Annotated in this window: 23 protein-coding genes and 1 pseudogene; 13 read left to right on the forward strand and 11 right to left on the reverse strand. The window is 62.3% G+C overall.

Annotated features, from left to right (window positions below; all coding sequences use genetic code 11):
* Positions 1-178 precede the first annotated feature (178 nt).
* The 5 genes from BST14_RS16225 to BST14_RS16245 are packed head-to-tail and all read right to left on the reverse strand — an operon-like array spanning position 179 to position 4,022.
* Entirely contained in the window at positions 179-994 is an 816-nt protein-coding gene (locus tag BST14_RS16225) for a mycofactocin-coupled SDR family oxidoreductase (protein WP_083065374.1), read from the reverse strand.
* 9 nt (positions 995-1,003) lie between these two features.
* Complete coding sequence (locus tag BST14_RS16230; RefSeq protein WP_083065375.1) at positions 1,004-1,222, reverse strand: hypothetical protein; 219 nt, start codon at positions 1,220-1,222, stop codon at positions 1,004-1,006.
* Between the two features lie 5 nt (positions 1,223-1,227).
* Positions 1,228-1,683 (reverse strand): Zn-ribbon domain-containing OB-fold protein, encoded by a 456-nt coding sequence (locus BST14_RS16235; RefSeq protein WP_083065376.1) that lies wholly within the window; start codon positions 1,681-1,683, stop codon positions 1,228-1,230.
* Positions 1,680-2,879: a thiolase C-terminal domain-containing protein gene (locus BST14_RS16240; protein WP_083065377.1), complete on the reverse strand. Its 1,200-nt coding sequence runs from the start codon at positions 2,877-2,879 to the stop codon at positions 1,680-1,682. Before BST14_RS16240 ends, BST14_RS16235 begins: the two co-directional genes overlap by 4 nt.
* Before the next feature lie 3 nt (positions 2,880-2,882).
* The gene (locus BST14_RS16245; RefSeq protein WP_083065378.1) at positions 2,883-4,022 is read right to left on the reverse strand and encodes an amidohydrolase family protein; all 1,140 of its coding nucleotides are present in this window, start codon (positions 4,020-4,022) and stop codon (positions 2,883-2,885) included.
* Between the two features lie 126 nt (positions 4,023-4,148).
* Between BST14_RS16245 and BST14_RS16250 the strand changes: the two genes are divergently transcribed.
* Both BST14_RS16250 and BST14_RS16255 read left to right on the forward strand, forming a co-directional pair.
* A complete protein-coding gene (locus BST14_RS16250) occupies positions 4,149-6,665 on the forward strand; it encodes a CaiB/BaiF CoA-transferase family protein (RefSeq protein WP_083065379.1) in 2,517 nt (838 codons plus the stop codon).
* A complete protein-coding gene (locus BST14_RS16255) occupies positions 6,658-7,290 on the forward strand; it encodes a TetR/AcrR family transcriptional regulator (RefSeq protein ID WP_083065380.1) in 633 nt (210 codons plus the stop codon). Before BST14_RS16250 ends, BST14_RS16255 begins: the two co-directional genes overlap by 8 nt.
* 926 nt (positions 7,291-8,216) lie before the next feature.
* Here BST14_RS16255 and BST14_RS16260 read toward each other — a convergent pair.
* The gene (locus tag BST14_RS16260; RefSeq protein ID WP_083065381.1) at positions 8,217-9,431 is read right to left on the reverse strand and encodes an IS110 family RNA-guided transposase; all 1,215 of its coding nucleotides are present in this window, start codon (positions 9,429-9,431) and stop codon (positions 8,217-8,219) included.
* Positions 9,432-10,122: 691 nt separating this feature from the next.
* Here BST14_RS16260 and BST14_RS16265 point away from each other — a divergent pair.
* Together BST14_RS16265 and BST14_RS16270 are read left to right on the forward strand one after the other, a co-directional pair.
* Positions 10,123-10,761 carry a TetR/AcrR family transcriptional regulator gene (locus BST14_RS16265; RefSeq protein ID WP_245845438.1) on the forward strand — a complete coding sequence of 213 codons (639 nt, stop codon included), beginning with the start codon at positions 10,123-10,125 and terminating at the stop codon, positions 10,759-10,761.
* 1 nt (position 10,762) lies between these two features.
* Positions 10,763-11,674, forward strand: a complete 912-nt coding sequence (locus BST14_RS16270) for an SAM-dependent methyltransferase (RefSeq protein ID WP_083065382.1) — start codon at positions 10,763-10,765, stop codon at positions 11,672-11,674.
* Between the two features lie 111 nt (positions 11,675-11,785).
* Here BST14_RS16270 and BST14_RS16275 read toward each other — a convergent pair whose 3' ends face one another.
* The gene (locus tag BST14_RS16275; protein ID WP_083065383.1) at positions 11,786-12,619 is read right to left on the reverse strand and encodes a TetR/AcrR family transcriptional regulator; all 834 of its coding nucleotides are present in this window, start codon (positions 12,617-12,619) and stop codon (positions 11,786-11,788) included.
* Between the two features lie 122 nt (positions 12,620-12,741).
* Between BST14_RS16275 and BST14_RS16280 the strand changes: the two genes are divergently transcribed.
* The 3 genes from BST14_RS16280 to BST14_RS16290 are packed head-to-tail and all read left to right on the forward strand — an operon-like array spanning position 12,742 to position 16,570.
* Entirely contained in the window at positions 12,742-13,185 is a 444-nt protein-coding gene (locus tag BST14_RS16280; RefSeq protein WP_083065384.1) for an MmpS family transport accessory protein, read from the forward strand.
* Positions 13,182-16,094: an MMPL/RND family transporter gene (locus tag BST14_RS16285; protein WP_083065385.1), complete on the forward strand. Its 2,913-nt coding sequence runs from the start codon at positions 13,182-13,184 to the stop codon at positions 16,092-16,094. Before BST14_RS16280 ends, BST14_RS16285 begins: the two co-directional genes overlap by 4 nt.
* An 11-nt stretch (positions 16,095-16,105) precedes the next feature.
* Entirely contained in the window at positions 16,106-16,570 is a 465-nt protein-coding gene (locus BST14_RS16290) for a hypothetical protein (RefSeq protein WP_083065386.1), read from the forward strand.
* Between the two features lie 47 nt (positions 16,571-16,617).
* Here BST14_RS16290 and BST14_RS16295 read toward each other — a convergent pair whose 3' ends face one another.
* Together BST14_RS16295 and BST14_RS16300 are read right to left on the reverse strand one after the other, a co-directional pair.
* The gene (locus tag BST14_RS16295) at positions 16,618-16,863 is read right to left on the reverse strand and encodes a hypothetical protein (RefSeq protein WP_083065387.1); all 246 of its coding nucleotides are present in this window, start codon (positions 16,861-16,863) and stop codon (positions 16,618-16,620) included.
* A gap of 310 nt (positions 16,864-17,173) precedes the next feature.
* The gene (locus tag BST14_RS16300) at positions 17,174-17,965 is read right to left on the reverse strand and encodes a TetR/AcrR family transcriptional regulator (protein WP_083065403.1); all 792 of its coding nucleotides are present in this window, start codon (positions 17,963-17,965) and stop codon (positions 17,174-17,176) included.
* A 349-nt stretch (positions 17,966-18,314) separates the two neighbouring features.
* Here BST14_RS16300 and BST14_RS16305 point away from each other — a divergent pair, with 349 nt between their 5' ends.
* From BST14_RS16305 to BST14_RS16330, 6 genes are all read left to right on the forward strand, one after another.
* Positions 18,315-19,142 carry a class I SAM-dependent methyltransferase gene (locus tag BST14_RS16305; RefSeq protein ID WP_083065388.1) on the forward strand — a complete coding sequence of 276 codons (828 nt, stop codon included), beginning with the start codon at positions 18,315-18,317 and terminating at the stop codon, positions 19,140-19,142.
* A gap of 196 nt (positions 19,143-19,338) precedes the next feature.
* Entirely contained in the window at positions 19,339-19,974 is a 636-nt protein-coding gene (locus BST14_RS16310; protein ID WP_158085879.1) for an HXXEE domain-containing protein, read from the forward strand.
* Between the two features lie 98 nt (positions 19,975-20,072).
* Positions 20,073-20,495, forward strand: coding sequence for an MmpS family transport accessory protein (locus tag BST14_RS16315; protein WP_281252808.1), 423 nt, complete (start codon positions 20,073-20,075; stop codon positions 20,493-20,495).
* Positions 20,492-23,365: an MMPL/RND family transporter gene (locus tag BST14_RS16320; protein WP_083065390.1), complete on the forward strand. Its 2,874-nt coding sequence runs from the start codon at positions 20,492-20,494 to the stop codon at positions 23,363-23,365. The genes BST14_RS16315 and BST14_RS16320 overlap by 4 nt, the downstream gene beginning before the upstream one ends.
* 51 nt (positions 23,366-23,416) lie before the next feature.
* A complete protein-coding gene (locus tag BST14_RS16325; RefSeq protein WP_083065391.1) occupies positions 23,417-23,941 on the forward strand; it encodes a hypothetical protein in 525 nt (174 codons plus the stop codon).
* Between the two features lie 28 nt (positions 23,942-23,969).
* The gene (locus tag BST14_RS16330) at positions 23,970-24,662 is read left to right on the forward strand and encodes an HXXEE domain-containing protein (RefSeq protein WP_083065392.1); all 693 of its coding nucleotides are present in this window, start codon (positions 23,970-23,972) and stop codon (positions 24,660-24,662) included.
* A gap of 60 nt (positions 24,663-24,722) precedes the next feature.
* Here BST14_RS16330 and BST14_RS16335 read toward each other — a convergent pair.
* Both BST14_RS16335 and BST14_RS16340 read right to left on the reverse strand, forming a co-directional pair.
* Positions 24,723-25,088, reverse strand: a pseudogene (locus BST14_RS16335) (IS110 family transposase); the annotation flags it as partial.
* Positions 25,089-25,207: 119 nt separating this feature from the next.
* Complete coding sequence (locus BST14_RS16340; protein ID WP_083065393.1) at positions 25,208-26,404, reverse strand: IS110 family RNA-guided transposase; 1,197 nt, start codon at positions 26,402-26,404, stop codon at positions 25,208-25,210.
* Between the last annotated feature and the right edge of the window lie 573 nt (positions 26,405-26,977).

The raw sequence follows: 26,977 nt of genomic DNA on the forward strand, positions 1-26,977 counted from the left end.
AGACCGCGACCTCGGCCGCACCCCCGCGGCCACCACCACTGAGGAATAATCACCACCACCACCCCAGGGGGTCAATTTTCACTTGCCGCCAGGGGGTCAAAATTCAGATGCCGTCGACAGACGTGTCGACTGTTGCGCTTGACATTCGAATCATCCGTTCCGTCAGGAGATTTGAAGACTATCGGACCGAGAAACCGGCATCCAGTGGCCACGCGATGCCGGTGATGAATTTGGCTTCGTCGGAGACCAGCCAAGCGACGGCTCCCGCGATGTCCTCGGGTTGCAGGATGGGGATCGGAAGCGTGTTTTGCATGGTCGCGAGCGCCGGGTCGTTGGACTCGAACAGCTTGGCCATCGTTTCGTTCATCACCATGCCGGTGGCCACGCCTGTTGGATGAATGGTGTTGACCCGAATTGAGTGCTCGCCCAAGTGATTGGCCCACACTTGCATCAGCCCGACCAGGCCACGCTTGGCGGCCGTGTAAGCCTGTCCACCGGCGCGGTCGGTGCCGGTGCCCTTCAGGCCGGCGCTGGAACTGGTGAGCACGATGGATCCGCCGCGTCCGCCCGCAACCAATGCAGGAATAGCGGATTCCACGGTGTTCCACGCGCCGATCAGGTTGACATCGATGATGTCACGGAAGACCTGTCGGCGGTCGGATCCATTGGTGAGGCGGATGATTCCCGCGTTGGCTATGACGATGTCGAGACGGCCAAACGCATCGACGCCTTCTTGGACAACGCCCTCGACTGAATCGGCGTCACGCACATCAGCCTGCAGTGCGACGATGCGCCGGCCTCTGTCCTCGACAAGCTTGACCGTCTCCCCGAGGTCGGCGGGTGTTGCGTTCGGATAGTCCATCGAGTCGATATCGGCGCAGATGTCCAGCGCGATAATGTCCGCGCCGTCAGCGGCAAGCCGAACGGCGTGGGCGCGGCCCTGTCCACGTGCGGCGCCGGTGATGAAAGCGACTTTGCCTTCGAGGCTTCCCACAGCTGCTCCCTACGTCCCATCGGGTTGGTTGCCGGTATGGGCCCGCGCAAGTCGTAGGCCCTCTTCGGAGTCGTCTACCTCGACACTCCAGTTGCCGCATGAACATGAGGCACGAAAGTGCCCGTTCTCCGGCAGGATCGACTGCCCATCGCAGCTGCCGTCGGTGTTGGCGATGCTGCTGAGGAACTCGAGTGGTTTCTCATGGAGTGCGTTGTCGTCGTCAGCCATGACGATTACTCCTGTGGGCCTTCGGGTCTCACGGCACGGAACACCGGGAGCACCCAGCCGTCGGTGATCGGTGAGAAGTCGACCCGCAACGGCATGCCGATTTCCACATCGGCCGGCACCACGTCGATAATGTTGGTGACCAGGCGCGCGCCGGGCGCGTCGGGCAGATCCACCACCGCTGCGACCACAGTCAATTCGGGCATGCCGGGTATTCCATGCAGGATCGCGAAGCTGTATACGGTTGCCTCACCGCTGAGTTTCACCCAGTCAACTTCCGTGGACTGGCACGAGGGGCAGAACGGAGTCGGCGGGAGCCGGAAGGTGCCACACTTCCCGCATTTCGGCGCGGTGAGGCGACGGTCCTTTGCCGCCTGCCAGAAAGGTTCGGTGTGCCTGTTGACTGCGATGCGCACGTGTTCCCCCGGGATGGTGGTCGCCAATTGGGCGGTGCTGGTGCTCATGCGGCCCGACCAAGGATCAAGCCGCTGACCGGAAGGCTGGCCGGCCCGCCGGTGATCAGAGCTAGTTCGGCGTCGGGCACTTGGTTGATGGCAGTGCCGCGCATCTGCTCGACCCCCTCCATGATGTGGGTCATGCCGATGATGTAGGCCTCGGAGAGCTGGCCACCGTGGGTGTTGACCGGTATCGAGCCGCCGTCGTAGCGGACGGCTCCGCTTTCGACGAACGCTCCGCCTTCACCTTTCGGGCAGAATCCATAGTCCTCTAGCTGCATGAGCACCATCGGGGTGAAGTGGTCGTAGAGCAGTGCGACATCGATGTCGGCGGCGGTGATTCCGGCTTGCCGGTAGAGCCGTTGGGCGATGGGTTTGTTGCCAGAGGACGCGAAGTATTCGTCGGGCATGCCCATCCATGCGAAGGCTCGCCCCCACTCCTTGACTCCACCGTGTGCGGCGGCAACCACCGGAACCGGTGGTTGCCGAAGGTCGCGCGCGCGGTCGACGGAGGTGGTGATCACCGCGGCGGCGCCGTCGGTCTCTTGACAGAAGTCATAGAGGCACAACGGTTCTGAGATCATGCGTGCGTTGAAGTAGTCCTCCAGCGTCAGCGGCGTGCGATGGATCGCCTTGGGCCGATTGAGTGCGTTGGTTCGGGTGGAGATGGCCACCTCTGCGAAGGCTTCGCGCCGGGTGCCATACAGGTACATGTGCCTGCGCGCCAACACCGACATCAGCTGACCAGGCCCCGCCAAACCGGACGGCTGGAGGAACGAGTTGATCGGATCGGGCTCGATCGCGGAAAAGATCGTTCCCAGACGTTGTTTCGATTGTTGCAACGCCATCACGGTGACCACGACAGAAGCGTCGCCGGCAACGATCGCTGCGCGGGCCAACCCGATGGCGCCGGCGGATCCCCCGCCGCCGGATGTCAGGGCTGCGCTGAATCGGACCTCGGGGATGCCGAGGGTTTCCATGAAATCCCCGGTGTCCATCTTGTCGGTGTAGCCGGCATTGGCACCCGAGTAGTAGGCGAACCCGTCGATGTCCTTGACGGACAGTCCCGCATCCGCGCAGGCGGCCAGGATCGCTTCGCCGGCCATCTCGTACATGGTTCTCGGAAGCGATTCGCCGCGCTTGTAATACGGTGTGGCGCCGATCCCGACGATGGCGACGTCAGGTAACCCGTTTGACTTCGGCACGGCTCAGATCGCCTCCGCCGGCACGGGCGGGACGTCGGGGAACAGCTCGTAAAACGTGCCCTGGGTAATGCGCAGCCGGGTCTCGTCGCTCACCCCGTCGAACAGGCCCTTGAGCGTGTCCTGGGTGTGGCCGAAGGTGCCTTCCATGTGCGGATAGTCGCTGCCGAACATCACGTTCTTGTAGCCCATGTGGTCGAAGGCGGCGACCGCCGACTCGTCGTGCTGGAACGACGCGTAGACCTGACTGAATAGGATCTCCTTTGGATTGCGGCTGAGCTTGGGACGCACCGCCATGTGGTGCTGGCGGTAGCCCTCGAGGAGCCGATCCCCCAGGAACGGCACCCACGTCGCACCGCCCTCCGACACCAACACCTTCAGATTCGGTTGGCGGTCCAAGGCCCCCGAGGCCACCATCTTCATGGTCGCGCGCTGGCCGGAGAACGTCGTCTCGGTGTAGTTCATGATCGCCCCGCCCGGACCCCGATACACCTGACCCATCCCACCGGTGGCGCTGTTGCTCATGGTGATGTCCACCGGATCGGTGCCGATATGAAATGCCAGCACCACGCCGGCCTCTTCGGCGGCCGCCCAGAAGGGCTCCCAGTCATTGCGATGCCAGTCCGGGGCGCTCGGATGCGGCGTCGTTGGCAAGAACACCGCCTTGAAGCCCTTGTCGGCGGCCCACTGCAGCTCCTCGACCGCGTCGTCCACCACCAGCGTGGGCACCTGAGCCGTCACCACGTAACGGGGCGACACCGCCACAATCTCCTCGAGCGCCCACTCGTTGCTGGCGCGCATGCAGGCCTTGAGCAGCTCCGGCGTCCGGAACATGGAGGCCCACATACCCAGCGACGGGAAGATGACCTCGCCCCACACACCTTCTTGGTCCAAATCCCCCAAACGCGCACGAGCGTCGCGGATGCCCTTTGGTTTGGCACTCTCCTCGGCGAAGAACACCATGGCCGACGACGGCAGTTTGCGCCGGAAAATCTGGCCATCGACGAAAACGGTCTCGTACTCGCCGTCGGGGTCCTTCTCCGTGCGCGGGGTTAGCTCGGCCAACCGCTTGGGCAGCCGCGATTGCCACAGATCGTCGGGCTCCAGAAAGTGGGAGTCCCCCGAATTCGTCCAGATTTTCGTCATCAGGTCCTCTGCATTCGCCGTAGATCGCGAAAAATTGATTTTCAGAAGACTATGGGGTGGGTTTTGCCGTGTCAACCATCGATTATGCGAGTTGCGGACTTCCCATGATGATCGGGGCGGATTAGGATGCAATCCAACTCACAATCAGTACGCGAAGCGAAAAACATATTTTCGAGGAGAGCGCCCGTGACAGCCGCCGCCAGGACCCCGGAAGACACCGTTTCGCCCCTGGCCGGGATTCGTGTCATCGACCTGTCCACCACCCTGCCCGGCGCGATCTGCACACAATTCCTGGCGGATGGCGGCGCCGACGTCTTGATGCTGGAAGCGCCCGGCGGCAGCCCTGTGCGCGGGCTGCGTGGGTGGCCTGCACTGGGACGAAACAAGCGCAGCCGCGTTGCACACCTGAAGACCGAGGCCGGCGCCGCCATCCTCGACGAGGCACTCGCCGGCGCCGACGTGTTAGTCACCACTTTCAGCCCGGCGGCATTGGCCAGAGTCGGTATCGACTCCCAAGCGCTGTCGGCTGCACATCCGCAGTTGGTAATTGCGCACATCACTGGGTGGGGACGAAGCGGGCCATGGCGCGATTTGAAAGGGTATGAGGCTCTGGTGCACGCCAAAGCCGGCTTGTCGCATGCCCTGCGCCGGATGGCCAATCCACCGCAACCTGCCTACATCACCACCCCGTATGCCAGCTTCGCGGCCGGCCACATCGCCGTACACGGCATCCTGGCCGCCATACATGAAAGGCGCCGCAGCGGGATCGGGCAGATTGTGGACGCGGATCTGGTGCGCGGAGTGCACGCCATCGACGCTTGGAACTGGTTCGGCGAGTTGGTGGGTATTCGGTGGCCGGACTCCTACACCACGGCCGAGGCATGGACGCCTGAAGGCGCGCCGCAGAGTCCGCTGCTGCTGGCGCTGTTGGCCGGCACCACCAAGGATGGCCACTGGTTGCAGTTTGCGCAGGTGTCGCCCCGCTTGTTTCGGGAAATGCTGACCGAGTTCGGTGTGCTGCCGCTGCTTGCCGATCCGAAGTGGAAGGGATTTCCCGCGCTGGAGGATCCGGGGTTGTACAAGGAATTCTGGTCCATCCTGTTGTCGAAAGTAGCGGAGCGAACTCTCGCCGAATGGACACAGTGCTTCGAGAACAACCCAAACCTGTGTGCCGAACTGTTTCGGTCCGGACCGCAGGTCTTCGACCATCCCCAACTCGTGCACGACGGACGCTCGATCGTCGTCGACGATCCCGAGGTCGGTCCAGTGCGGCAGCCAACGACACTGATTCACACTCGGCGGGGTCCGCTACGCTGTCCGCGTCCGGCACCCCGGATCGACGACGCGGCAAGCGATCGGCCGATGTTGGGGCGTCAAACCGCATCGGAGAAAGGCGGTCTCGCCGACGCGCCGCCGCTGGCGGGTGTGACCATTCTGGAGTTCGGCGAAATGTTCGCCGCTCCCTATGCGTCGAGTGTGCTCGCCGATCTGGGCGCTCGCGTCATCAAATTCGAAGCGATGAACGGCGACAACATTCGGACGTTGCTACCATTCCCAGAAGCCGCCGGCGCCAAGGTGATGCAGGGCAAACAAAGCATCCAAGTGGACTTGCATACCGACGAAGGCCGTGCCATTGCGCACCGGCTGGTGGCCTCCGCCGATGTTGTGTTGCAATCCATGCGATCCGGCGCCGCCGACCGGCTGGGAATCGGTGCAGACACCCTGCGCGCGATCAACCCCGACCTCATCTACGTGTCGGCTCCAGGTTACGGCCAGGACGGACCATTCGGCGATCGGCCTGCGTACGCACCCAGCATCGCGGCTGCCGGTGGGATCGCCCTGACGAACATGCCGGATGCCATGCGGGCAACTGCGGACCTCGACGACACCATGCACCAGGTGCCGCGAGTGACAGCCGCCGGGGCAGCGCCGGAGCTGCAGTGCGATGGTCTGGCGGCGCTCGCCGTCGCCTCGACCATCCTGACCGCACTGGTCGGTCGCGACCGGGGTCGCCCCCTCGGCGCGGTTCGCACGTCGATGCTCGCCACCGTTACCCATGTGTTGACGGATTGGGTCGTTGACTATCCGGGGGCTCCCGAACCGGTAGCTCCAAAGCATGGTGTGTACGGCTTGTCGGCCCTCTACCGCATCTATGAGGCCAGTGAAGGGCGGATTTTTTTGGCAGCGCCGCAACCCAAGGAGTGGCCGGCTTTGGCCGCGGCGCTCAGTGCGTTCACTGACCTGGCCGACGACGAGCGCTTCGCTACCCCGGAAGGCCGCGAAGCGCGCGACAGTAAGCTCGCCGAGCACCTCTCGGAAGTATTCGCCAAGGAATCGGCCGCAACATGGGAGAAGCACCTCAGCGCGGCCGGGGTCGGCTGCGTACAAGTCCACGACGGCGCGCCAGCTCGACTGCTGCAAGTTGACCCGCAACTGGCGGCCGAATACACCGCGCGTGCTTTCAGTCCCATTTTCGATGAACACCTACGGCTTTCGCCGTTGGTCAACATGAGTAGGTCATCGACCCTCTCGCCGGGAGGATGCCTGGCCGGCCAACACACGGACGCGGTGCTGCGGGAGTTCGGCTACGATAGCGAGGCCATCGCAAAATGGCAGGATACCGGTGTAATCCACTGTGGTTGAGTCAAAGACGAGTCGCTCATCGGAACGACAGCACATCATCGACGCCGCGTACCGGTGCATGGACCGCAATTCTGGTGCCTCGACGTCCATCACCGAAATCCTCAATGAAGCCGGGCTGAGTACCCGCGCCTTCTACCGAAACTTCAGCACCAAACACGACCTCCTGCTCGAGATGTTTCGGCGGGATCGTGAGGCGGTGCTCGCGCAGCTTCGCGAAATAGTCGCGCGCGCACCCACCCCGACCGAAGCGCTGCGGCTGTGGATGATGCACATGTTCGAAATCGTCTCCGACCCGCGCAAGCGCAAAAGGATGGCCACCTTCTACTCCGAGGAGATGCGCCGCACACCAGGGTATGCCCGAGAACTCGAACTCGTCGCCACCGCCGAGGAAAGCGCGCTCGCCACTATCCTGCACAGAGGACGAGCCGACGGCACCTTCACCGCATGCGCTCCCGAAGCGGATGCGAGGACGATACGCGCGGCTTTCGAAGCAGCCTTCCTCGACCGGTTTCACCAGAAATCGACCACCACTGTGGCCGAGGACGTCGACCAGCTACTCGGATTCGTACTGCGCGGAGTTGGGGCGCTTGAATCCAGTCACGCAGCTCTGTCCTCAGCTGAATAGTCGGATGAGATTTGTTGGACGACTTTCGATTTGGAGTGGCGCTATCGACGCTGAAGTCGCGAGACCAATGGCGGGCCGCGCTGCGTCGTGCCGAAGACTTTGGTTAGGACACCTTTGGTTCAAGGCGTCGTCGAGGCCCTGCGCCAGTGCCTGCACTAACGCATCGAGTGCGGCATGATCATCGTCGCCTCCATCAGGTCAGAGATGGTCCCTGACTGGACGTTATTGCAGTGCAGAGTTTCTCACCGAAGCTAGCACGCTACCGTCACAAGCGACTTGACTCGGGAACGAGCCAGGATGCGATCATGGCAAGTATGGACTGTGGTGACCGGTTAAACTCGCATTAGAAAGAGCGGAACAACAAGGAGCAGGAAGAACCTGATCTCAAATACCGTAAACCACGCTCCGAACCGAGCCAACTCAAACTTTCACCGCGCAACGGTCAGTTCGTCCGGGCACTATCGGCACTGGCAGCCAGCCTGGAGATCTATCAGCGCACCCCGGCGCGGGTCTTGCCCAAGATCGACTTCGACGTCCCGTCCTGGCTGCGCATCCATTTGCGGCCGGCGTGGTCAGCGCCATCAATGTCCTCGGCCGGGTCGCGCCTATCGCAATACGAGTGGTAAAACACTGCCGCTGCAGCCAGTTTCGAACGATTAGGGCAACGTTGGTGCCGATTTTGTCGGCCTTCCTATTCATGCTCCATACGATTGGTTCGATGCCCTGATATCGCCCTGAGTCTTACCGTCTGCGTGAAACGCAGCCGACCGACTTTCACCGTGATCCACACGGCGACAAGACCTGCCGCTTGGACGCGCTATGAAGGTAGATAGATGCGCTAATCACCTTGTTTAACAATCCGGCGCGTTTGTTCATCTTCGTTGCATCTCGACCCCCCAGTGTAGATATCCCAGGGTCGTAACTTGTCAAGCCGCTTGGGCGGTTTGACGGTGGGCCCAGGCAGTTTGTTCGCTGTAGTGGGTGTCGTGGCGGAGGCAGCCGTGCAGGATGCCGACGAGTCGATTGCCCAGGGCGCGTAGGGCTTGGTGGTGGAGGTCGCCGGCGGCGCGGTGCTGGTCGTAGAACGCTCGGGCGCCGGGGCTGTTGTTGATGGCGCCCAGGGCCCATTGGTCGATGACGTCGTAGAGTCTTCGATTTCGGACCCGGCGCGCCAAGATGGCGCGTTTCTTGCCGGAGGCGACGGTCAAGGGTGATGTTCCGGCGTAGTTTTTGCGAGACTTGGCGGTGGTGTATCGGTTCGGGTCGTCCCCGAACTCACCGAGCACCCGGGCGCCGAGCACAGCACCAAGTCCTGGCAGGGAGAGGTAGATGTCGGCGTCCGGGTGTGTTTCAAAATGTGTGACCAGTTCGGTTTCAAGCTCGCTGATCTGGCGGTTGAGTTCGCCGATGATGCCTATCGCAGCGCGGGTGGTCGCGGCGAACGCGGCGTTCAACGGTCCGGGAGCGGCGAGGTGTTCGGTGTGCAGCGCCGCTGCGATCTCTTGGGCGCGAGTGTCGATATTGCGTTGACGCCCCGCCTTTTTGAGGGCGGATCGGATCTTGGCCAGGCTCAAGCGCACACCTTGTTCCGGGGTGGGAGCGCGGCCCAAGACTGCCAAGGAGTCGCGGTCATGCAGGTTCTCGAAGGCCTCCAATGCTGCCGGGTAGTACTCCCGCAGCGCGCTGCGCAGCGCGTTGGTGTGCCGGGTGCGGGCCCAGATCAGGTTTTGGTGTGCTCGGGCGAGGACCTTGATCGCTTCGGCCTCGGCGCTGTCGCCAGCCAGGGCGCGGTGGTTGTGCCGGTCGGTGCGGACCAGGTCCGCCAGCACTTTGGCGTCGCCGGCGTCAGATTTCGCACCGGACACTTGATGGCGGTCGCGATAGCGGGCGACTGCCAGCGGGTTGATCGCGAAGACCTGATACCCGGCTGCGCCCAGGGCCTGTACCCATAGACCGCGGTCGGTTTCGATGCCGATCACTACGTCGCTGGGTTCGTTGGCGTGAGTGGCGATGATCTCGTGCAACCCCGCAATACCAGCCAGTCCTTCGGGTAACCGCCGCGACGCCAACCTTGCTCCGTCAGCAGCCATTAGGTAGATATCGTGGTGATCCTCGGCCCAATCGTCACCGACGAAGATCATTCATCGGCCCTCCTAATCCCGTTGTGGTCCAACCAATTCAGAGCCGAAGGACACCCGGCTGCGACCTAATGGACCAGTGCTCTGCCGGCACGACATCCCATCAGCGCTACAGGCGGCCTCACCAAACCGGCTGGGGCACCTTCTACAGCTAGAAGTCGACTCACGCCACAGGTTCTCACCAGTGCTCACCCAGCCGGCGGCTCGGTGATCAGCTTCCCCGCAAACCAGCCATAAGGCCGCCAACGGCACGCCGATCGGATCCCATTAGGTTCCCAATCTTCCTGGCGGATGGCGCCGCCACTACGTCGGGGTTTGCAGAATTCTCATCAAAATGGCGGATCCGCTTTTCTCATCTTTATGGCGGATCCGAGAACCGGACGGTTGTGCCTACTGTGGTCGCTCAGTTCGCTAACGGCAACGAGGTTCGGCGGTTGGCGACAAGGCCGCTTGCTTGCGCCGCTGGCTGGACGAGAACGCCGAACGCAACGCAATGAAATCGACAGGCTCCCAACGGAACTAGCGGTTCTCTATCTCCTTGCAACGAACCTTCGGAGTCGGGTCCGACGCGCGTAACGTGTTTCAACACTTAGAGCAACTCCGCGAAGAAGACGTTCCGCTCGAGTCGAAAAAGCACCATGCTTGCGCATAAGGAACAGCTGTCCTTTAAGGCACACATGTGTATGATTGCGACGTGACATTTGCTTCGACCTTGTCCCCACCGACGGACCGCCGGGTGCGACGATCACGTGCGGCGCTGATGTCCTCCGCCATCGCGGTGGTGACCACCCACGGCACCACCAATGTTGGACTATCCGAGATCGCCGAGCGAGCGGATGTGAGCCGCAAAGTCGCTTATCAGCAGTTCGGAGACCTCCAAACGCTGCTGCTGGAGGCCGGACTGGACCTCGCGCGACGTGAATTGGTACCCGACGTCGAGACGCTGCCCCCCGGTCGTACGCGGGCTCTGGCTTGCGCACGACACTTCGCCGAGCACCGGGTCTTCTACCGGGCACTGCTTACCAGCTCCAGCGGGTTCGCCCTGGAAGCCGGTTTGGCGCAGCTACTTTGGCCCTATACCCGAGACCGCCTCGAGGAGCTTTTCGGCGGTGAATTCGACCCACAGCTGATCGGCGACCTAGCCGTACACCTTGGCGGTGGTGCGATGGCCATGCTCAAGGCCTGGCTCACCCGCGGTGAGAATCACTTGGATGCCGAGGCATTCGCCGACCGGATGCTTCGTGTGGCGTACTTTTTGGTGCCCGCGGGCGCCGCGAGCTTGACCGACAACGGCGTCGACGGAAGCCCGACGCCATCGAACGGAGGAACCTGACATGGTCCGCCAAGCGAACGACACCTGGGACCTCACCTCGGGCGTCGGCGTGACTGCCACCAGTTGCGCGGCAACGCGTGCTGTCGCATCACGTCGATACCCGCATCTTGTGTGCGATCCCTACGCGGAGGCGCTCGTCGACGCCGTCGGCATCGACGCCTACTCGAAGCTGGCCCGCGGTGAACTGACATCGGAAAACGCGACTGCGTTGGACGAGTCGGCGATCGCCTACACCGTGGCACGCACGAAATTCTTTGACGACTTCTTACTCGACGCCGCGATCGATTATGGCATCCGCCAAGTCGTGATCCTGGCCTCCGGCCTCGATACCCGCGCCCACCGATTGGCGTGGCCCCCGGCTACGGTGGTTTTCGATGTTGACCAGCCAGAAGTCGTGTCGTTCAAGACGCGCACCTTGCACCGAGTCGGTGCCGCCGCCGCGGCGTTGACCAGGGACGTCGGTGTCGACCTACGCGACGACTGGGCGACCGCCCTGGAGACCGCCGGCTTCTCGACACTGCAGCCCACCGCCTGGATTGCCGAGGGCTTGTTCGGGTATCTGCCACCAGATGCCCAGGACCGGCTGCTCGATCAGACCACCGCTTTGTCCGCGTCGACCAGCAGGTTGGCGATCGAGTACGTCGATGCGCCCAACCTTATCGAGGCGATGAACGCCGACCGCGCCAGCAGCGCCCTCCACAGCGCCGACGGCGCGTCGGAGAGCACGACGAATCTGGTGTACGGCGGGCCACGCCACATCATCGGCGACTATCTGTCGAGCTTGAAATGGTCTGTCTCGGAGGTGAAAACCGCCGACTTGCGAATGAGGTACGGACTTCCGCGCGCCACCGACCCCGACTCGTTGGTCAATCGATTCGCTTACGTCTCCGCGTTGCTGGCACCAGGTGACTGATCGAGTTCGATTCCGAGCTCGAACCCGCTGGTAAACCGAAGCACGTCGATTTCGGGCGCCGACCGCCGATCTGCAATAACCGCAGATGGTCAACGACGACGCCCTGATGCGTCAATCGGCAGCCACGGCTCGCACGAAGTTAGCGGTGAATTCCTCGCACGTAGTGTCCATGTCAGGCACATCGATCACAGCGGCGGTGGATAGCGCGGGTCGGCCAAGCATGTGTAGCACCATCGGGCCCATCAGTTGCTGAATGAGCAACGGCGTGGGCGAATCGCGTATCCGTCCTCGCTGCGCCTGTGTATTCAGCCATGTACCAAGCACTTCCAGCATCCGAGGAATGGCGTGTTGGGCAAGCGTCTGGACGGTCGGGCTGGTGGGACGGGCGAACACCTCGGCGAGGATCGCCGGCGCGACCCGCGGCTCGCGGCCCAGCGCTGTGGCCAGCGCCTGATACAGGCGCCGCACCGTAGCGGTCAGGTCATCAGTGGCGGTGTCGAGGACATCCTCGAGCTCAGGGATGGGGCTGTGGTGTTCGAACACGATCCGCAACAGTTCATCGCGACTGCCGAAGGCCATGTAAAGGCTGTGCGCCGCACAGTCGGCACGGGTGGCGATGGCCTCCAAAGTAGCTGCAGCCAAACCGGATTCGCTGATCAACGCCGCCGCCGCGGCCAACGCCCGAGTGCGGACCGGCACCTGACCACCAGGATCCACCCCGGCAGCGCGGACAGCCTCGTCCAACGCGGCCCGAGTGCCGCCAAGGCGGCGCAACAGGGTGCTACGCGAAATCCCAGCCTCACGCGCGATCACCAGTACCGGCACATCGGCTACGTCTACGCCCCGCTTCTCGGCAGCCCGCAGGGCCGCTTGCACGAGTTCCCCGGCAACCGGGAGTTCCTCAACATCAAGGCGGCTGTCGAGCCTAGATGGCGCGGCAGTCATGCTATAAACTCCTGTGGAACTAGATACAAGCCCAAATTACTTTCTGTACCAATTAGGTTAACACGGTGAGACGGCAGTCGAGCATGGTGGCGCCACGGCGCAGCTGAATGAGAACGGGATCAATGAAGAGGTTTTCGATCGGCCGCCGCCTACAACGGTCCTGGGTCGTTGTGGTTGCGCTCGTCGTGATCGCCGCCGCGGGCTCGGGCGTCTATCGACTGCACGGCATTTTCGGCTCGGATAACGACACCTCGACCCCCGGTCCCATCGGCAATGACGTCAACTACAACCCAAAGCACATCACCTTGGAGGTGTTCGGCCATCCCGGGACGGTGGCCACCATCAACTATCTCGACATCAACGTGCAGCCGCAGAAGGTCATGAATGCGCCCCTGCCGTGGTCGTTGCAGATGGTCACCACTCAACCCGGGGCGTTCACCAACCTTGTCGCACAAGGCAATAGCGACTCGCTGGGCTGCCGCATCATCGTGGACGGCGAAGTCAAAGACGAAAGGATCGTCAACACCGTGAATGCCTATACGTTCTGCCTGGTGAAGTCCGCATGACCGACCGTGGCGGACCCCGGCGTTCGGTACCGCGGCTGCTCCTGCGGTTCTCGGTGCCGATTGCGGCTTTCTGGCTTGCCGTGGCCGTAGTCACCAATGTCTACGTGCCGCAACTGGAAAAAGTTGCCCAGGCCCACAACGTGTCACAGAGCCCGCAGGACGCACCGGCTCTGCTGGCCAGCAAACGCATCGGCAAGGTGTTCAAGCAATTCGACTCCGACAGTGCGGCCATGATCGTGTTGGAAGGCGATCAGCCACTCGGCGCCGCCGCGCATCGCTACTACGACGGCCTGATCAAACAGCTCGCACATGACACGAAGCACGTTCAGCACATCCAGGATTTCTGGGGGGATCCGCTGACCGCCTCGGGCTCCCAGAGTGACGACGGCAAGGCCGCCCTGGTGCAGGTCAATCTCGCCGGTAACCAGGGCCAGTCGCTCTCCAATCAGTCCGTGGATTCGGTGCGCGACATCGTGGCCCACTCGTCGCCGCCGCCGGGGGTCAAGGTATATGTCACCGGCGCCGCCCCGCTGGTCACCGACCAGTTCGAAGTCGGCAGCAAAGGGACTTTGATGGTCACGTTGATCACGATCGCGGTGATCGTGGTCATGCTGTTTTGGGTCTACCGTTCTCTGGTCACCGCCATTCTCGTGCTTTTCACGGTGATGATCGAGTTGACCGCATCCCGCGGAGTCGTTGCCCTGCTGGCGAACTCCGGGATCATCGGCCTGTCGACGTACTCGACGAATCTGCTGACGCTGCTGGTGATCGCGGCCGGAACCGACTACGCGATCTTCATCCTCGGCCGCTATCACGAAGCGCGGCATGTCGGCCAAGACCGTCGGGAAGCCTTCTACACGATGTACCGCGGGACCGCACACGTCATTTTGGGCTCGGGCCTCACAGTCGTCGGTGCGGTGTTCTGTCTGCACTTCACCAGACTTCCCTACTTCCAAACTATGGCCATTCCGGCTGCGACCGGCGTCCTTGTCGCGCTGGCAGCCGCACTGACCCTGGCCCCGGCGATTTTGGCCATCGGGCGCCACTTCGGTCTGTTCGACCCCAAGCGTGCGATGCGCACCCGGGGTTGGCGGCGCATTGGCACCGCCATCGTCCGCTGGCCCGGACCGATCCTTACCGCGACGGTGGCCGTGGCGCTCATTGGTCTGCTGGCCCTGCCCGGATACACGACGAGCTACGACGCGCGCAAGTACATGCCCGCCGATTCGCCGGCCAACCTCGGCTATGCGGCCGCCGAGCGGCATTTCGGCGCAGCCCGGCTCAATCCCGAACTGCTGATGGTCGAGGCCGATCACGATATGCGCAATCCCGCCGACATGCTTGTGGTCGAAAGGATCGCCAAAGCGATCTTCCACCTGCCCGGCATTCAGAAAGTGCAGGGGCTCACCCGGCCCCAGGGCACCCCTATCGTGCACACCTCGATCCCGTTTCAGATCAGCGCCGGAAACGTCGGAAACATCGAGAACCAGCAGTACCAGAAGGACCGCGCAGACGACCTGCTCAAGCAGGCCGACCAGATACGCCACACGGTCAGCATCTTGAACCAGCAGTACTCACTTCAGAAAAACCTCGCCGCCTCGACCCACGACGAGACCCAAGCCTTTCATGACACCATCGGCACCATCAATGAATTGCGCGACGAGATCGCCGATTTCGACGACTTCTTGCGCCCGATCCGCAGCTATTTCTACTGGGAGAAACACTGCTACGACATCCCGGCCTGCTCCGCGATCAGAAACGTCTTCAACGCCATCGACGGGATCGACCAGCTCAGCCAACAATTCACCACACTGACAGCGAGTCTGGACAAGCTGGATGCGGGCCAACAAAAACTCGTGACGCTGCTGCCGCCCCAGATCGCCGATCAAGAGAAGAATCTACGGCTGACGCTGTCCAACTACGCCACCAACTCCGGGATCAACGCCCAAACCCGGGCCAACACCGACACCGCGACCGCGCTGGGCCAGGCCTATGACGCCGCCAAGATCGACGACTCTTTCTTCCTGCCGCCCGAGGCCTTCGCCAACCCCGAGTTCCAACGGGGCCTGAAACTGTTTTTCTCCCCGGACGGCAAAGCCACCCAAATGATCATCACCCACGAAGGCGACCCCGCCACCCCCCGGGGCATCGCCAGTATCGACGCGATCAAAAATGCGGCCAAAGACGCGGTGAAGGGCACCATCTTGGCCGGCTCGCACATCTACCTCTCCGGCACGGCCGCGACCTATAAGGACATCCAGGAAGGCGCCACCTACGACCTGATGATCGCGGCGATGGCGGCGTTAAGCCTCATCTTTTTGATCATGCTGTTCATCACCCGAAGCCTGATCGCCGCGATCGTCATCGTGGGCACGGTCGCACTGTCGCTGGGCGCCTCGTTCGGCCTGTCGGTGCTGCTTTGGCAGGACATCCTCGGCATCCAGTTGTACTGGATCGTGTTGGCGCTGGCCGTCATCCTCCTACTGGCGGTGGGGTCGGACTACAACCTGTTGCTCATCTCGCGGTTCAAAGAAGAGATCCACGCCGGAATCAATACCGGCATCGTTCGTGCCATTGCCGGCAGCGGATCGGTGGTCACCTCCGCCGGTCTCGTCTTCGCGGCCACCATGGCCTCCTTCGTGTTCGCCGATCTACGGGTGCTCGGTCAGATCGGGACCACCATCGCGCTGGGCCTGCTGTTCGACACCCTGATCGTGCGTGCGTTCATGACCCCGTCCATCGCCGCGCTGCTGGGGCGCTGGTTCTGGTGGCCATTGCGGGTGCGGCCGCGCCCGGCCAGCACGATGCTGCGGCCCTACGGACCGCGCTCCGCGGTCCGCCAGCTGCTGCTGTGGGAGGACGGAGACCCTGTGGTGACCCCCGACAGCACCGTCAAAGCGAAGACATAGGAGCTTCAACGATGGCCTACGGTCTATACAGCTTCCTCACGATAGTCGTTGCCGCGCTGGGATTTACGTTTATCGGCTGCGCGTTCCTGTTCATCAGGCGGCTAGAGGATCGACGGCCCGCCGCGTTGGGTGAAACAATAGGCGCTCACAAAACAGTTCTGGCCAAACTCCGCAAGCGCCAACCCATGTCCGCAGACGAGATCGACTACGCGCGCGAAATCGTCTCGGACTGCCGCTCACCGCTCGCCTACTCGATACCGGCCACCCTGTTCGCGATGGCGTGCTTCTATGTGTTCGGCTGTCTGCAGCAACTCCACGGAGCCCCACCATCGATTCGCACATTCATCGGGGGGCTCCCCGCCATCGGAGCCACCAATCTGACCATGCAGCTGCTCAGGGTCGCGCGGCTGAAAGGGCGTCTGCAGAAAGTGGTTACGGCAGCGCGCGAGTCGCCCGATGCGCTGATTACGCGGTAGCCGGCGTGCCCGCAGCTCCAAAGGACCCGAGGCGACGATCGCGGCCGTCATAGCCGTAGCAAGCCAAATGGTGTGAACCATCTACGATTAGCGAGTTCGTGGAAGTAGTCCTTCAGCGATCGCGGTTCCCGGCCGAGGATCGCGCGCAGCACCAAAGCGTTGCCGCCGGGTAGGCCATGGCGGTCGTAATGGGCCAGCATGCGGGCCATGCCATCGCGGAACGACCCTTCGGGCATCTTGGACGTGAACTGCTCCGCCGGAAGGTGTGACGCAGTGATCGACCGTCCCAGCACCTCACTGAGGATCTCGGCGGCCTCTTAGCTGTCGAAGTTGCCCGGGGCGCTGAATTCAAAGGTGCCGCAACTGAGCTGGGAGCCGGTCATCGCGAGCGTGGCGACTTCGGCGACGTCGCGGTAGTCCACCCAGAACCCGCATGTGTCGGCACCTCTCTTAGGCTTTCAAGGTCTGCGGAGACCGACCACGCTCCGCATAAACCTCGGCGTTCGCCGCGAACTCGGTATAGACGTCGCCGATGTGTCGGTCACCGTGATCGACATCGAAAACTGCCTTCCCACCTTCTCGGTGCAGCCGCCGGGCGCAAGGCTAGGAGGATGACGGGGCGATACCGGCGGCCCGTACGAAGCCGTCGGCGAAAACGTCACAGACGACGTCGATATCAGGGAGGTCGGTGCCCAGTAGATTCGCCGCGTTGGGCCGCAGGAGCATGTGAATCACCATGGGAGCGAGCAGTTCCTGGATCAGAAGCGACACCGGCAGGTCGCGAATATGACCTGCCTGAATTTCAGCGGTCAGCCATTTCCCGATCACGGCGAGCACCTGTGGACCCTTGTGGTTGAGCAACGTCTGCATCGCAGGGCTGGCGGGCCGGGAAACCGCTTCGGCGAACATGGCCGGACCGACCCGGGGTTCCCGGCTGAAGGAGTCGGCCAGTAGCGCGTAGAAGCGCCGTACTGTCCCGAAAAGGTCGGTATGGTCCTCGGCCAGGAATTCTTCGATGTCAAGCAAGGGGCTGTGGCGGTCAAAGACGGTGCGCAGCAACCCATCACGTGTGCCGAAGATGGCGTAGAGGCTTTGCACCGAGCAGTCAGCGCGGACCGCGACGGCTTCCAGCGTGGCTGCACTCAAGCCACTTTCAGCGATCAAGGCCGCCGCGGCATCGAGGGCCCGGGTGCGTACCGGTGGCACCCCACCAGGATCGACGCCCCGACTGCGCACCGCCTCGTCGAGTGCGGCACGTGAGCCACCGAGCCGGCGCAGCAATGTGCTGCGCGAGATGCCGGCGTGGCGTGCGATCACCGTGACCGGCACGTCCGCGACATCCTTGCCGAGTTCCTCGGCAGCTTGCAACGCCGCCTCGACCAACGCATCGGCAATGGTCGAAACATCGGACGAGGCCGTTGCATCACTGGCTGCGTCTGTTGCTTCACGCGTGTTCATGACTGCCTCAGCATAAAGGTCGCGACGTCGACAAAGACCCAGCGTTTGGGATATGGCGCCGCGGCTCCCGCTGTGATACGTTATCAGATGTTAACTCTATACGAGTGTCAGCGGCGCGGTTTCGTTCGGCGTCCCTCGCCCCGACAACGACGGCGAAACGCGCCGTCAAACGGCCGAAAACGCCGGCGGTGCAACGAAACCTGGTCTGACGACCAAACAGGAGTTGTACTGCGCAGCCAACCCGAGGTGCTGCGAACACTCAGCGATACTTCGAAGGAGAGCTGCGATGAATGCGGAAGCGCCCGATCGCACGATCGCCTCGATGCCTCGGGGCGGCCCCGATGCGTCATGGCTGGATCGCCGATTTCAGACCGATGAACTTGAGTACCTCGACCGCGAGGATGCCCCCGACGAGGTCAAGCAGAAAGTCATCGCGATGCTTGATCGGCTGGGTGGATTGTTCAAAATGCATGAAAAGGACGCCCGCACCTCGCTGGACGTTGTGCAGGACGTCCCGAGTCCGCGGATCCTGGAATTAGGCGCAGGCCATGGCAAGCTGTCGGCGAAGATACTCGAATTACACCCGAAGGCGACCGTTACGGTCACCGATCTGGACCCGACATCGGTGGCCAACATCGGCGCCGAGGAACTGGGGACCAATCCACGGGCGCGTACTCAAGTGGTCGACGCCACCGCAATCGATGCCGAGGACGACAGCTATGACCTGGTGGTGTTCGCGCAGGCGTTTCATCACCTGCCCCCGGCGGTCGCCTCCCGCGCTATCGTCGAGGCCACCCGCGTAGGCAAGTCCTTCCTGGTCATCGACCTCGAGCGACGCACACCAGTGGGGTTCGTGCTGTTTTGGGCGCTGCGGCCGCTGTTGCAGCTGTTGACCCTGCCGTCGTCCTCGCTGCGACCCCTGCTCCACGACGGCTACATCAGCGCGCTGCGTGCCTACAGTCCTTCGGCGCTGCAGGCCCTGGCTCACGCCGCCGATCCGGCCATGAGCATCGAATTTCTGCCCAGGGCAAAGGGCTTCGGCCTCCAGTCAGTGGCTATCCTGTTCCGCCGGCCGGACCCAGCCACACAAGCAGGTCACTCGGGAACGTTCTGACCCCCGCGGGCCTCCCCCAAAACCTAGTGCGCAGTGGCCCGGCGTGATACGTTAATGAATGTCTACTCTAGTAGAGTGCCGGCAAAATACCGTTCGTCAATCGAATTACCCCTCAACATGTTTGGCTAGCGCAGTGAAATGGAGACTCAACGTGAGCACGAGATACTTAGACATTTATCGTCGGGAATGGCCTCGGGTGGCCGCGGTGCAGGCGATGGTGCTCGGCGGAGTGAGCCTGCTGGTCGGGCGCAAAACGCAAACAAATCTTCGCGCCTTGTCGGTGATGAACGCTATGACGATGTGCGCCCATCAATACGAGGAATACGTCGATCCTGGCTGGTTCCCGGGCATGGTCAACGTCGCCCTATTCAAGAGCGACCAGCCATACAACTATCCTTTCAACGCACATTCGGCAATGTGCGCCAACATTTTCTTCCGTGCCCTCTACGTGCCTGCGATGATCTTCCCGAAGGTCAAATGGCTCGGGCTACCGCCCGTGCTGCTCGGCATATTCCAAGCATTCGGCCATGCCATCGTGATACCCCGGGCGATCCATACTAAGTACAGTCCAGGCGCCCTGACCGCAGCGTTTCTGCATCTTCCAATCGGCATCACCTACCTTTCCGCATTGCGCGCCCAAGGACCGATCGGCCGCGGTAACTGGGTCAAAAGCGCTGTGGTGCTGTTGCTTTTCCTGATCTTCGGTGTCGCGACGCCCAACCTTCGCGGTCGCGACAAGAACAGTCCCCACGCCTTCACTGAGCATCAAATGGGTCGCTACGCCCCCGGCAAGATATCGCCAGAGCCAAGCACTCCCGGCACAAACGGCTAGCAGGGCCGAACGATCTCGGCGGCGGCGCATCACCCCGACGCGGACGCAACGATTATGGCCTTACGACAACAAAGACAAGGGATTTCATGATCAGGAGAGTGCTGCACGCCTGGTTGCCGTTGCTGGTGTTGGCCGCGATCGCGCTCGGGGTGTTCGTAATCTTCCGGCTGCACGGAGTTTTCGGGTCCGACACTGAAATTCGTCGCGAAGGCTCGGGGCTCGCCAAGGACGCCAAGCCGTTCAATCCCAAGCGGATCACGTACGAGGTATTCGGGCCGGCGGGAGCCGTCGCGACTATCAACTATCTCGATCTGTCGTCGAATCCTCAAAGTATCAAGCAAGTTCCGCTTCCATGGATCCTCACGCTGACAACAACGGCGCCGGCGAGCACGCCGATCCTGCTCGCCCAGGGCAACGCTGACACGATTGGCTGTCGGATCACGGTGGACGGCATGGTCAAAGACGAGAAGTCGGCTGACGGCGTGGACGCATTCACGTTCTGCCAGGTGAAGTCGGCATGACCATCCATCGCGCGGGAGTGCCGCCGTTCATTCCTCGGTTCATTCACACGTTCGCGGTGCCGATACTGCTCGGATGGGTGGCGCTCACCGTGTTACTCAACGTCGCGGTGCCCTCTTTGGAAGTGGTGGGTCAAAAGCACTCCGTATCGTTGAGTCCCGACACCGCCCCATCCACGAAAGCGATGAAGCACATCGGCCGAGTCTTCAAGGAGTCGGACTCGAATGCCTCGGCGATGGTCGTGTTGGAAGGCGATCAGCCGTTGGGGGATAAGGCCCACCGGTATTACGCGGACTTGATCAAGAAGCTCGAAGCCGATCCCGCGCACATCACCCACGTGCAGGATTTCTGGGGAGACCCGCTGACGGCCGCCGGAGCGCAAAGCAGCGACGGTAAAGCCACTTATGTGCAACTGAATCTTGCCGGCAATCAAGGTGAAGCTCTGGCCAACCAGTCCATCGACGCAGTCCGCAAGATCATCGCCAGCACCCCCGCACCGACAGGAATCCACGTCTATGTGACCGGGGCGACCGCGCTGACCGCCGATCAGCAACACGTCGGGGACAGCAGCCTGAAACTGGTCACGATAATCACGCTGCTGGTCATCTTAATCAGTCTGTTCATCGTGTACCGCTCTGTCGTCACCGTGTTGCTGGTCCTGGTGATGGTGGTCCTGGAAGTGGCGGCCAGCCGGGGCGTGGTCGCTGCCCTCGGGTACTACAACCTGATTGAATTGTCGACGTTCTCGGTGAACCTGCTGACCATGTTGGGCATCGCCGCGGGTACCGACTACGCCATTTTCGTCCTGGGCCGCTATCACGAGGCGCGTACTGCCGGTGAGGACCGACACGCCGCCTTTTACACGATGTATCGCGGTACTGCGCACGTCATCCTTGGTTCGGGTCTCACCATCGCCGGCGCGACCTACTGTCTGCACTTCACCCGGCTACCCTACTTCCAAACGCTGGGTGTACCACTGGCACTCGGCATACTGGTGGCGGTGCTGGCATCGCTGAGCATGGCGCCGGCGATTCTAATTGTGGGCAGTCGGTTTGGGCTCTTCGAGCCCAAACGCGTTGCGCGGACCCGCGGTTGGCGGCGGGTGGGGACCGCAGTGGTTCGCTGGCCGGGCCCGATTCTCGCAGCGGCCTGCGCCCTGGCGCTCGTCGGGTTGGCCACGTTGCCCGGGTATAAGACCAGCTACAACGACCGCAAATTCATGCCAACCAATATTCCAGCACAGCAGGGATTCGCCGCCGCCGACCGGCACTTCTCCCAGGCCCGCATGAATCCGGAAATCCTGATGCTCCAAGCGGATCAGGATCTGCGTAACTCCGCCAACATGCTCATCATTGAACGCATTGCCCGCAACATCTTTCACACACCAGGGATCGCACGGGTACAAACGATCACCCGGCCGTTGGGCACCCCGATGGACCACACCTCCATCCCCTATCAAATGGGAATGCAAGGCGTGGGTCAGCAATTGCAGCGCGACTACATGAAGGGCCAGATGGACCAGATGCTGGTCATGGCCAACCAGATGGGCACGATGGTGACCACCATGGAAAGCATGATCGAAATCATGAAGGAGATGACGGGCATCGTGCACAACCTCGTGGCACAAATGAAATCCATGGTCACCGAGATGAACGACCTACGCGACAAAATCTCTGACTTCGATGATTACTTCCGGCCCATCCGCAGCTACTTCTACTGGGAGAAACACTGTTTCGACATCCCGGCTTGCTCGGCGATGCGGTCGATCTTCGACGCCCTAGACGGCATAGATGACCTCACCGACCAAATCTCGCAGCTGATGCCGCAGATGCAGAAGATGGACGCGATCATGCCCGAGATTCTCAAAATCATGACACCGATGGTCGCGATGATGAAGTCGATGCACACCATGATGCTGTCGATGCACAGCACCATGGCCGGAACCCAAGACCAAGGCGCTGCCATGCAAAGCAAGGGCAACCCCATGGGTCAAGCATTCGATACCGCCAAAAACGATGACTCGTTCTACATGCCCCCAGAAGTGTTCGACAATGCCGACTTCAAACGGGGTATGAAGATGTTCATCTCCCCGGACGGGAAAGCGGTGCGCTTCATCATCTCCCACCAGGGCGAACCCGCCACGCTCGAAGGTATCGCCCACATCAACGCAATCCGCAACGCCGCATTCGAAGCCATCAAAGGCACACCGCTGGAAGACTCACGCATCTACATCGCCGGCACCGCGGCCACCGCCAAAGACATGAAAGAAGGAGCCACCTACGACCTGCTGATCGCCGGAGCCGGAGCACTGATCCTGATCTTCATTGTCATGCTCGTCTTGACCCGCGCCGTCATTGCCGCAACCGTCATCGTCGGCACCGTTCTGTTGTCGCTAGGTACGTCCTTCGGACTGTCAGTGTTGTTGTGGCAGTATATTTTAGGAATCCAATTGCATTGGATGATCCTGGCCATGTCGGTCATCATCCTGCTGGCGGTCGGATCGGACTACAACCTGCTGTTGGTATCCCGGTTCAAAGAAGAAATCCACGCGGGAATCAAGACCGGCATCATCAGGGCCATGGCCGGCACCGGCGCGGTCGTCACCTCGGCCGGCCTGGTCTTCGCCTTCACCATGATTTCCTTCGGGCTCAGTGCGCTGCTCATCCTCGCCCAAGTCGGCAGCACAATCGGGATGGGCTTGCTGTTCGACACTCTCATCGTCCGCTCGTTCATGACGCCGTCCATCGCCGCATTGATGAGCCGCTGGTTCTGGTGGCCCCAGCGTGTCCGCAGTCGGCCGGCACGAACGCCGGCCCTGGCAATCGCCACCGAAGGCGACACGCTGCGTTACCCCACCCCGGTAAGCCGATGAAGCGCGCCGCCGCCGATAGTGCCCAACCGATCGACACGAGGCGGTGACGCAATGTGGCCGCCGACGGACGAGCAGATCCAGGCGATGCCCCCGCAGGAGCGACGGGACTTGATCCGCCGCCTCGAACGGCCGGTGTCGGAACGGATAGACCCGGCAACGCGACGGGCACGGGTGCGGGTGATGGTCGCCGGATCGCTTGCCTTGATCCCCTGGATGGTTTACCTCTGGGCCACCCTGCCGGTCCGCCATCTAGTCACCAACTGGCCTTTCACATGGGTCGGCTTTGACTCGCTGCTGATAGCACTGGTGGCAGCGACAGCCTACCTCGGCGCGCGCCGCCGCATCGTTCTCACCGCGTTCGCCACCGCGGTCATGCTGATTTGCGACGCCTGGTTCGACGTCACCACCGCGGGACCCCACGACGTCTCGGTATCGGTTGTTACTGCGGTATGCGCGGAAGTGCCCCTCGCCGGGTTGCTGATCCTCGGAACGGTTCGCCTGATGCGAACTATGGCAAGCCGTCTCTGCCTGCTGACGCCCGATATGTACCTGTGGCAGCTGGAATTACCCGTCTGATGGCACCCAAGTAATAGAGGAGTAGACAATGAGTCCGGCAAAACTCTTTCGGCGGCATTGGCACGACATCGGGCTGGGTTCGGCTGTCGTGGCGGCAGCGTGGCTAGTGGTCGGCTGGGAGAATTTCGGCGTCCTACAACGGCTGCTCATAATCAACTTCGTCATCGTGCTGCTCCACCAGTTCGAGGAGTACAGCTGGCCAGGCGGATTTCCAGCGGTGGCGAACGTGGTAATGGTTCCGATGTTCGGCAACTCCCGGTACTTCAAGCCGCTCAACCAGCTCTCCTCCGCGGCGGCGAACGTCACTTTTGCTTACGTGTTCTACTTACTTCCGGTCTTTTTCCCGCGCACCATCTGGCTGGGGCTGGCCACCATCATCGTCGGGGCAGTTCTGCAGGTGATCGGCCATGCCATCGTGGTGAACTACCAGATCCGGTCCTTCTACAGCCCCGGCGTCGCCACCGCGGTTTTCGGCTGGTTGCCATTAGGTGCGGTCTATGTGCATTACATTCACCACCACGAACTGGCTACCGGGTGGGATTGGCTAGCCGCCGTCGCATACATGGTCGTCGCCATGGCTCTGATTTTTTACGTGATCGAGCAAGTCATCTTCGGCGGCGACAATCCTCCGTTCCCGTTCGAACAAGACGAGATGGAGCGCTTCCAAATTCCCGAAAAGCTTGCGGCCGCCCGCCGCAAGCGAGATGGCACTCCCCTCTGATTAGGGCAAGGACACCAGGATGAGCACATCCACCCTCGACGTCTACCGCAAGCACTGGCCACCCGCCAGTGCGCGGTGGTTGTGCCGGTCGGTGCGGACCAGGTCCGCCAGCACTTTGGCGTCGCCGGCATCAGATTTCGCACCGGACACTTGATGGCGGTCGCGATAGCGGGCTACTGCCAGCGGGTTGATCGCAAAGACTTCATACCCGGCCACGCCCAGGGCCTGCACCCATAGACCGCGGTCGGTTTCGATACCGATCACTACGTCGCGGGATTCGTTGGTGTAGCCGGCGATGACCTCGTGCAACCCAGCAATACCGGCCAGTCCTTCGGGTAGCCGCCGCGACGCCAACTTCGCTCCCTCAGTAGCCATTTGGTAGATATCGTGGTGATTTTCGGCCTAATCGTCACCGACAAAGATCATTCATCGGCCTCCTAACCCTGTTGTACTGCAACCATTCAGAGCCGAAGGACGCCCGGCGGCGACCTAATGGACCAGTGCTTGTATCGGCACGACATCCCATCAGTTCCCTGAGTCAACCCCTACGCAGCGGTTGGCTGCTTGGCCGGTTCGTGTCGAGCGGGGTCGTATGCGGTTTTGGTGCGCCAGCAGGCCCAGATGATGCGCAGCCAAGCTCGGCCTATGGTGCGCAGAGCGTGTGGGTGGCGTTGTCCTCGGGCGCGTGCGGCAGCATAGCGTTGCTGGGCCCAGTCACTGGATCGGCGGCTGTTGTCCAGCCAGGTGTGCAGTGCCTGGCGCGCGCGGCGGTTGGTGGCGTGCCGAAACGGCACCGTGTGTGTCTTGGAGGCGCGGGTCACCGGGGCGAGGCCGGTTTCGGCGGCGAGTTGGTCAAAACTGGTGGCGCGTTCGAGGATCGGCCCGACCGCACCGATGATCTGGGCCAGGTTGAGGGTGCCGATGCGCGGCAGAGCGGCCAGCAGCCCCGCGTAGGGGTGTCCTGTCGCCTTCTCGGCGATCATGGTGTCGAGCGTGTCGATGCCGGCCTGCAGGGCACGCACGACTGCGACCTGGGCACGGATCATCTGCCCCACCACCGGCTCGCTGAGCCGACTGGCCGATATCGGGGCATTGCCCAGACGGTTCAGCAATTCGGCGCCGCTACGACGGCCGCTGTATCCGCGGCGGCGGCAGAGCGCCTCAATCCGAGCAGGCGTGAGCCCAGTGGCGGCCTGCGGTGTCGGATAGCGGTCGAGGAAGTCCAGCGCGATCGGCGAATGCAGTTGGGCGAAAATGGTTTTCCCGCCGGGCCAGTACTGGTCCAGCAGTGCCGTCAACTGGTTGACCGCAGCGATGCGCAACCCGAGCTGATCGTCACGTTGACCGGTCAGCGCCTGCAGCTCGAGGGTTTCGGGCAGGGTCGGCGCCAACACGGGCAAGCGGTGGATGTCGGTGCGGGCGTAATCGGCCAGCTTGAACGCGTCGCCAGGGTCGTCCTTGGCTCTGGCTGCTCCCCATCGTGGACGCACGGCGTAAAATGCATTCGGGTGCACCGGGATCACCGGGTATCCGGCGGCCAGCAGCCGGTCCACGACCAGCCCGCGAGTGCTCTCGATCGCCACCGGCAGCCCGCCGGGATCACCATAGTCGGCCAGCTTCGCCACTGCCCGCGCGATGCCGTCCTCGGTATGCGGGATCGCCATGCGGTGCACCGGCTCACCGGCGGAGTCGATCACGGTCACGTCGTGGACAGTGCCGCCCCAGTCCCAGCCGACGAACAACGGCTGTCTCCTTCGAGGTCGATCCTCACCTCTGCGGAATCGAGAGCCGCTGCCGGAAGCTCACTAATAGGCCCTCCCACGGGCATGTCCCTGACGCCGGTCCACGGCCCTCGGCCCGGCAGGGCTGGCGGAACTGATGGTGGCCATCAAGTGGCTCGCGCTCAGGGCCATGCACCCGCCGAGACCGAGAGGTCACAACCCTAAGCTGTTCGGGCTGCAGCAAGGATGGTGCCCTAGTGAGCGCTACAGGCGACCTCACCGACCGGCCGGGGCACCTTCTAAGCTAGAAGTCGACTCACGCCAGAGGTTCTCACCAGTGCTCACCAGCCGGCGGCTCGGTGATCAGCTTCCCCGCAAACCAGCCATAAGGCCGCCACGGCACGCCAATCGGATCCCATTAGGTTCTCATTCCTTCTGGCGGACCACGTCGTCTACACCTGAATTTCGCGGGATTCTCGTCAAGATGGCGAATGCGCTTTTCTCATCTTGGTGGCGGATCTTGCAACCGTACGGTTGTGCAAATCTGCATCGTCACGCCAGTCCGCACCGCCGCGCCACATAAATCTTGCTGAG

It is taken from the genome of Mycobacterium arosiense ATCC BAA-1401 = DSM 45069, assembly GCF_002086125.1.
Classification (GTDB): domain Bacteria; phylum Actinomycetota; class Actinomycetes; order Mycobacteriales; family Mycobacteriaceae; genus Mycobacterium; species Mycobacterium arosiense.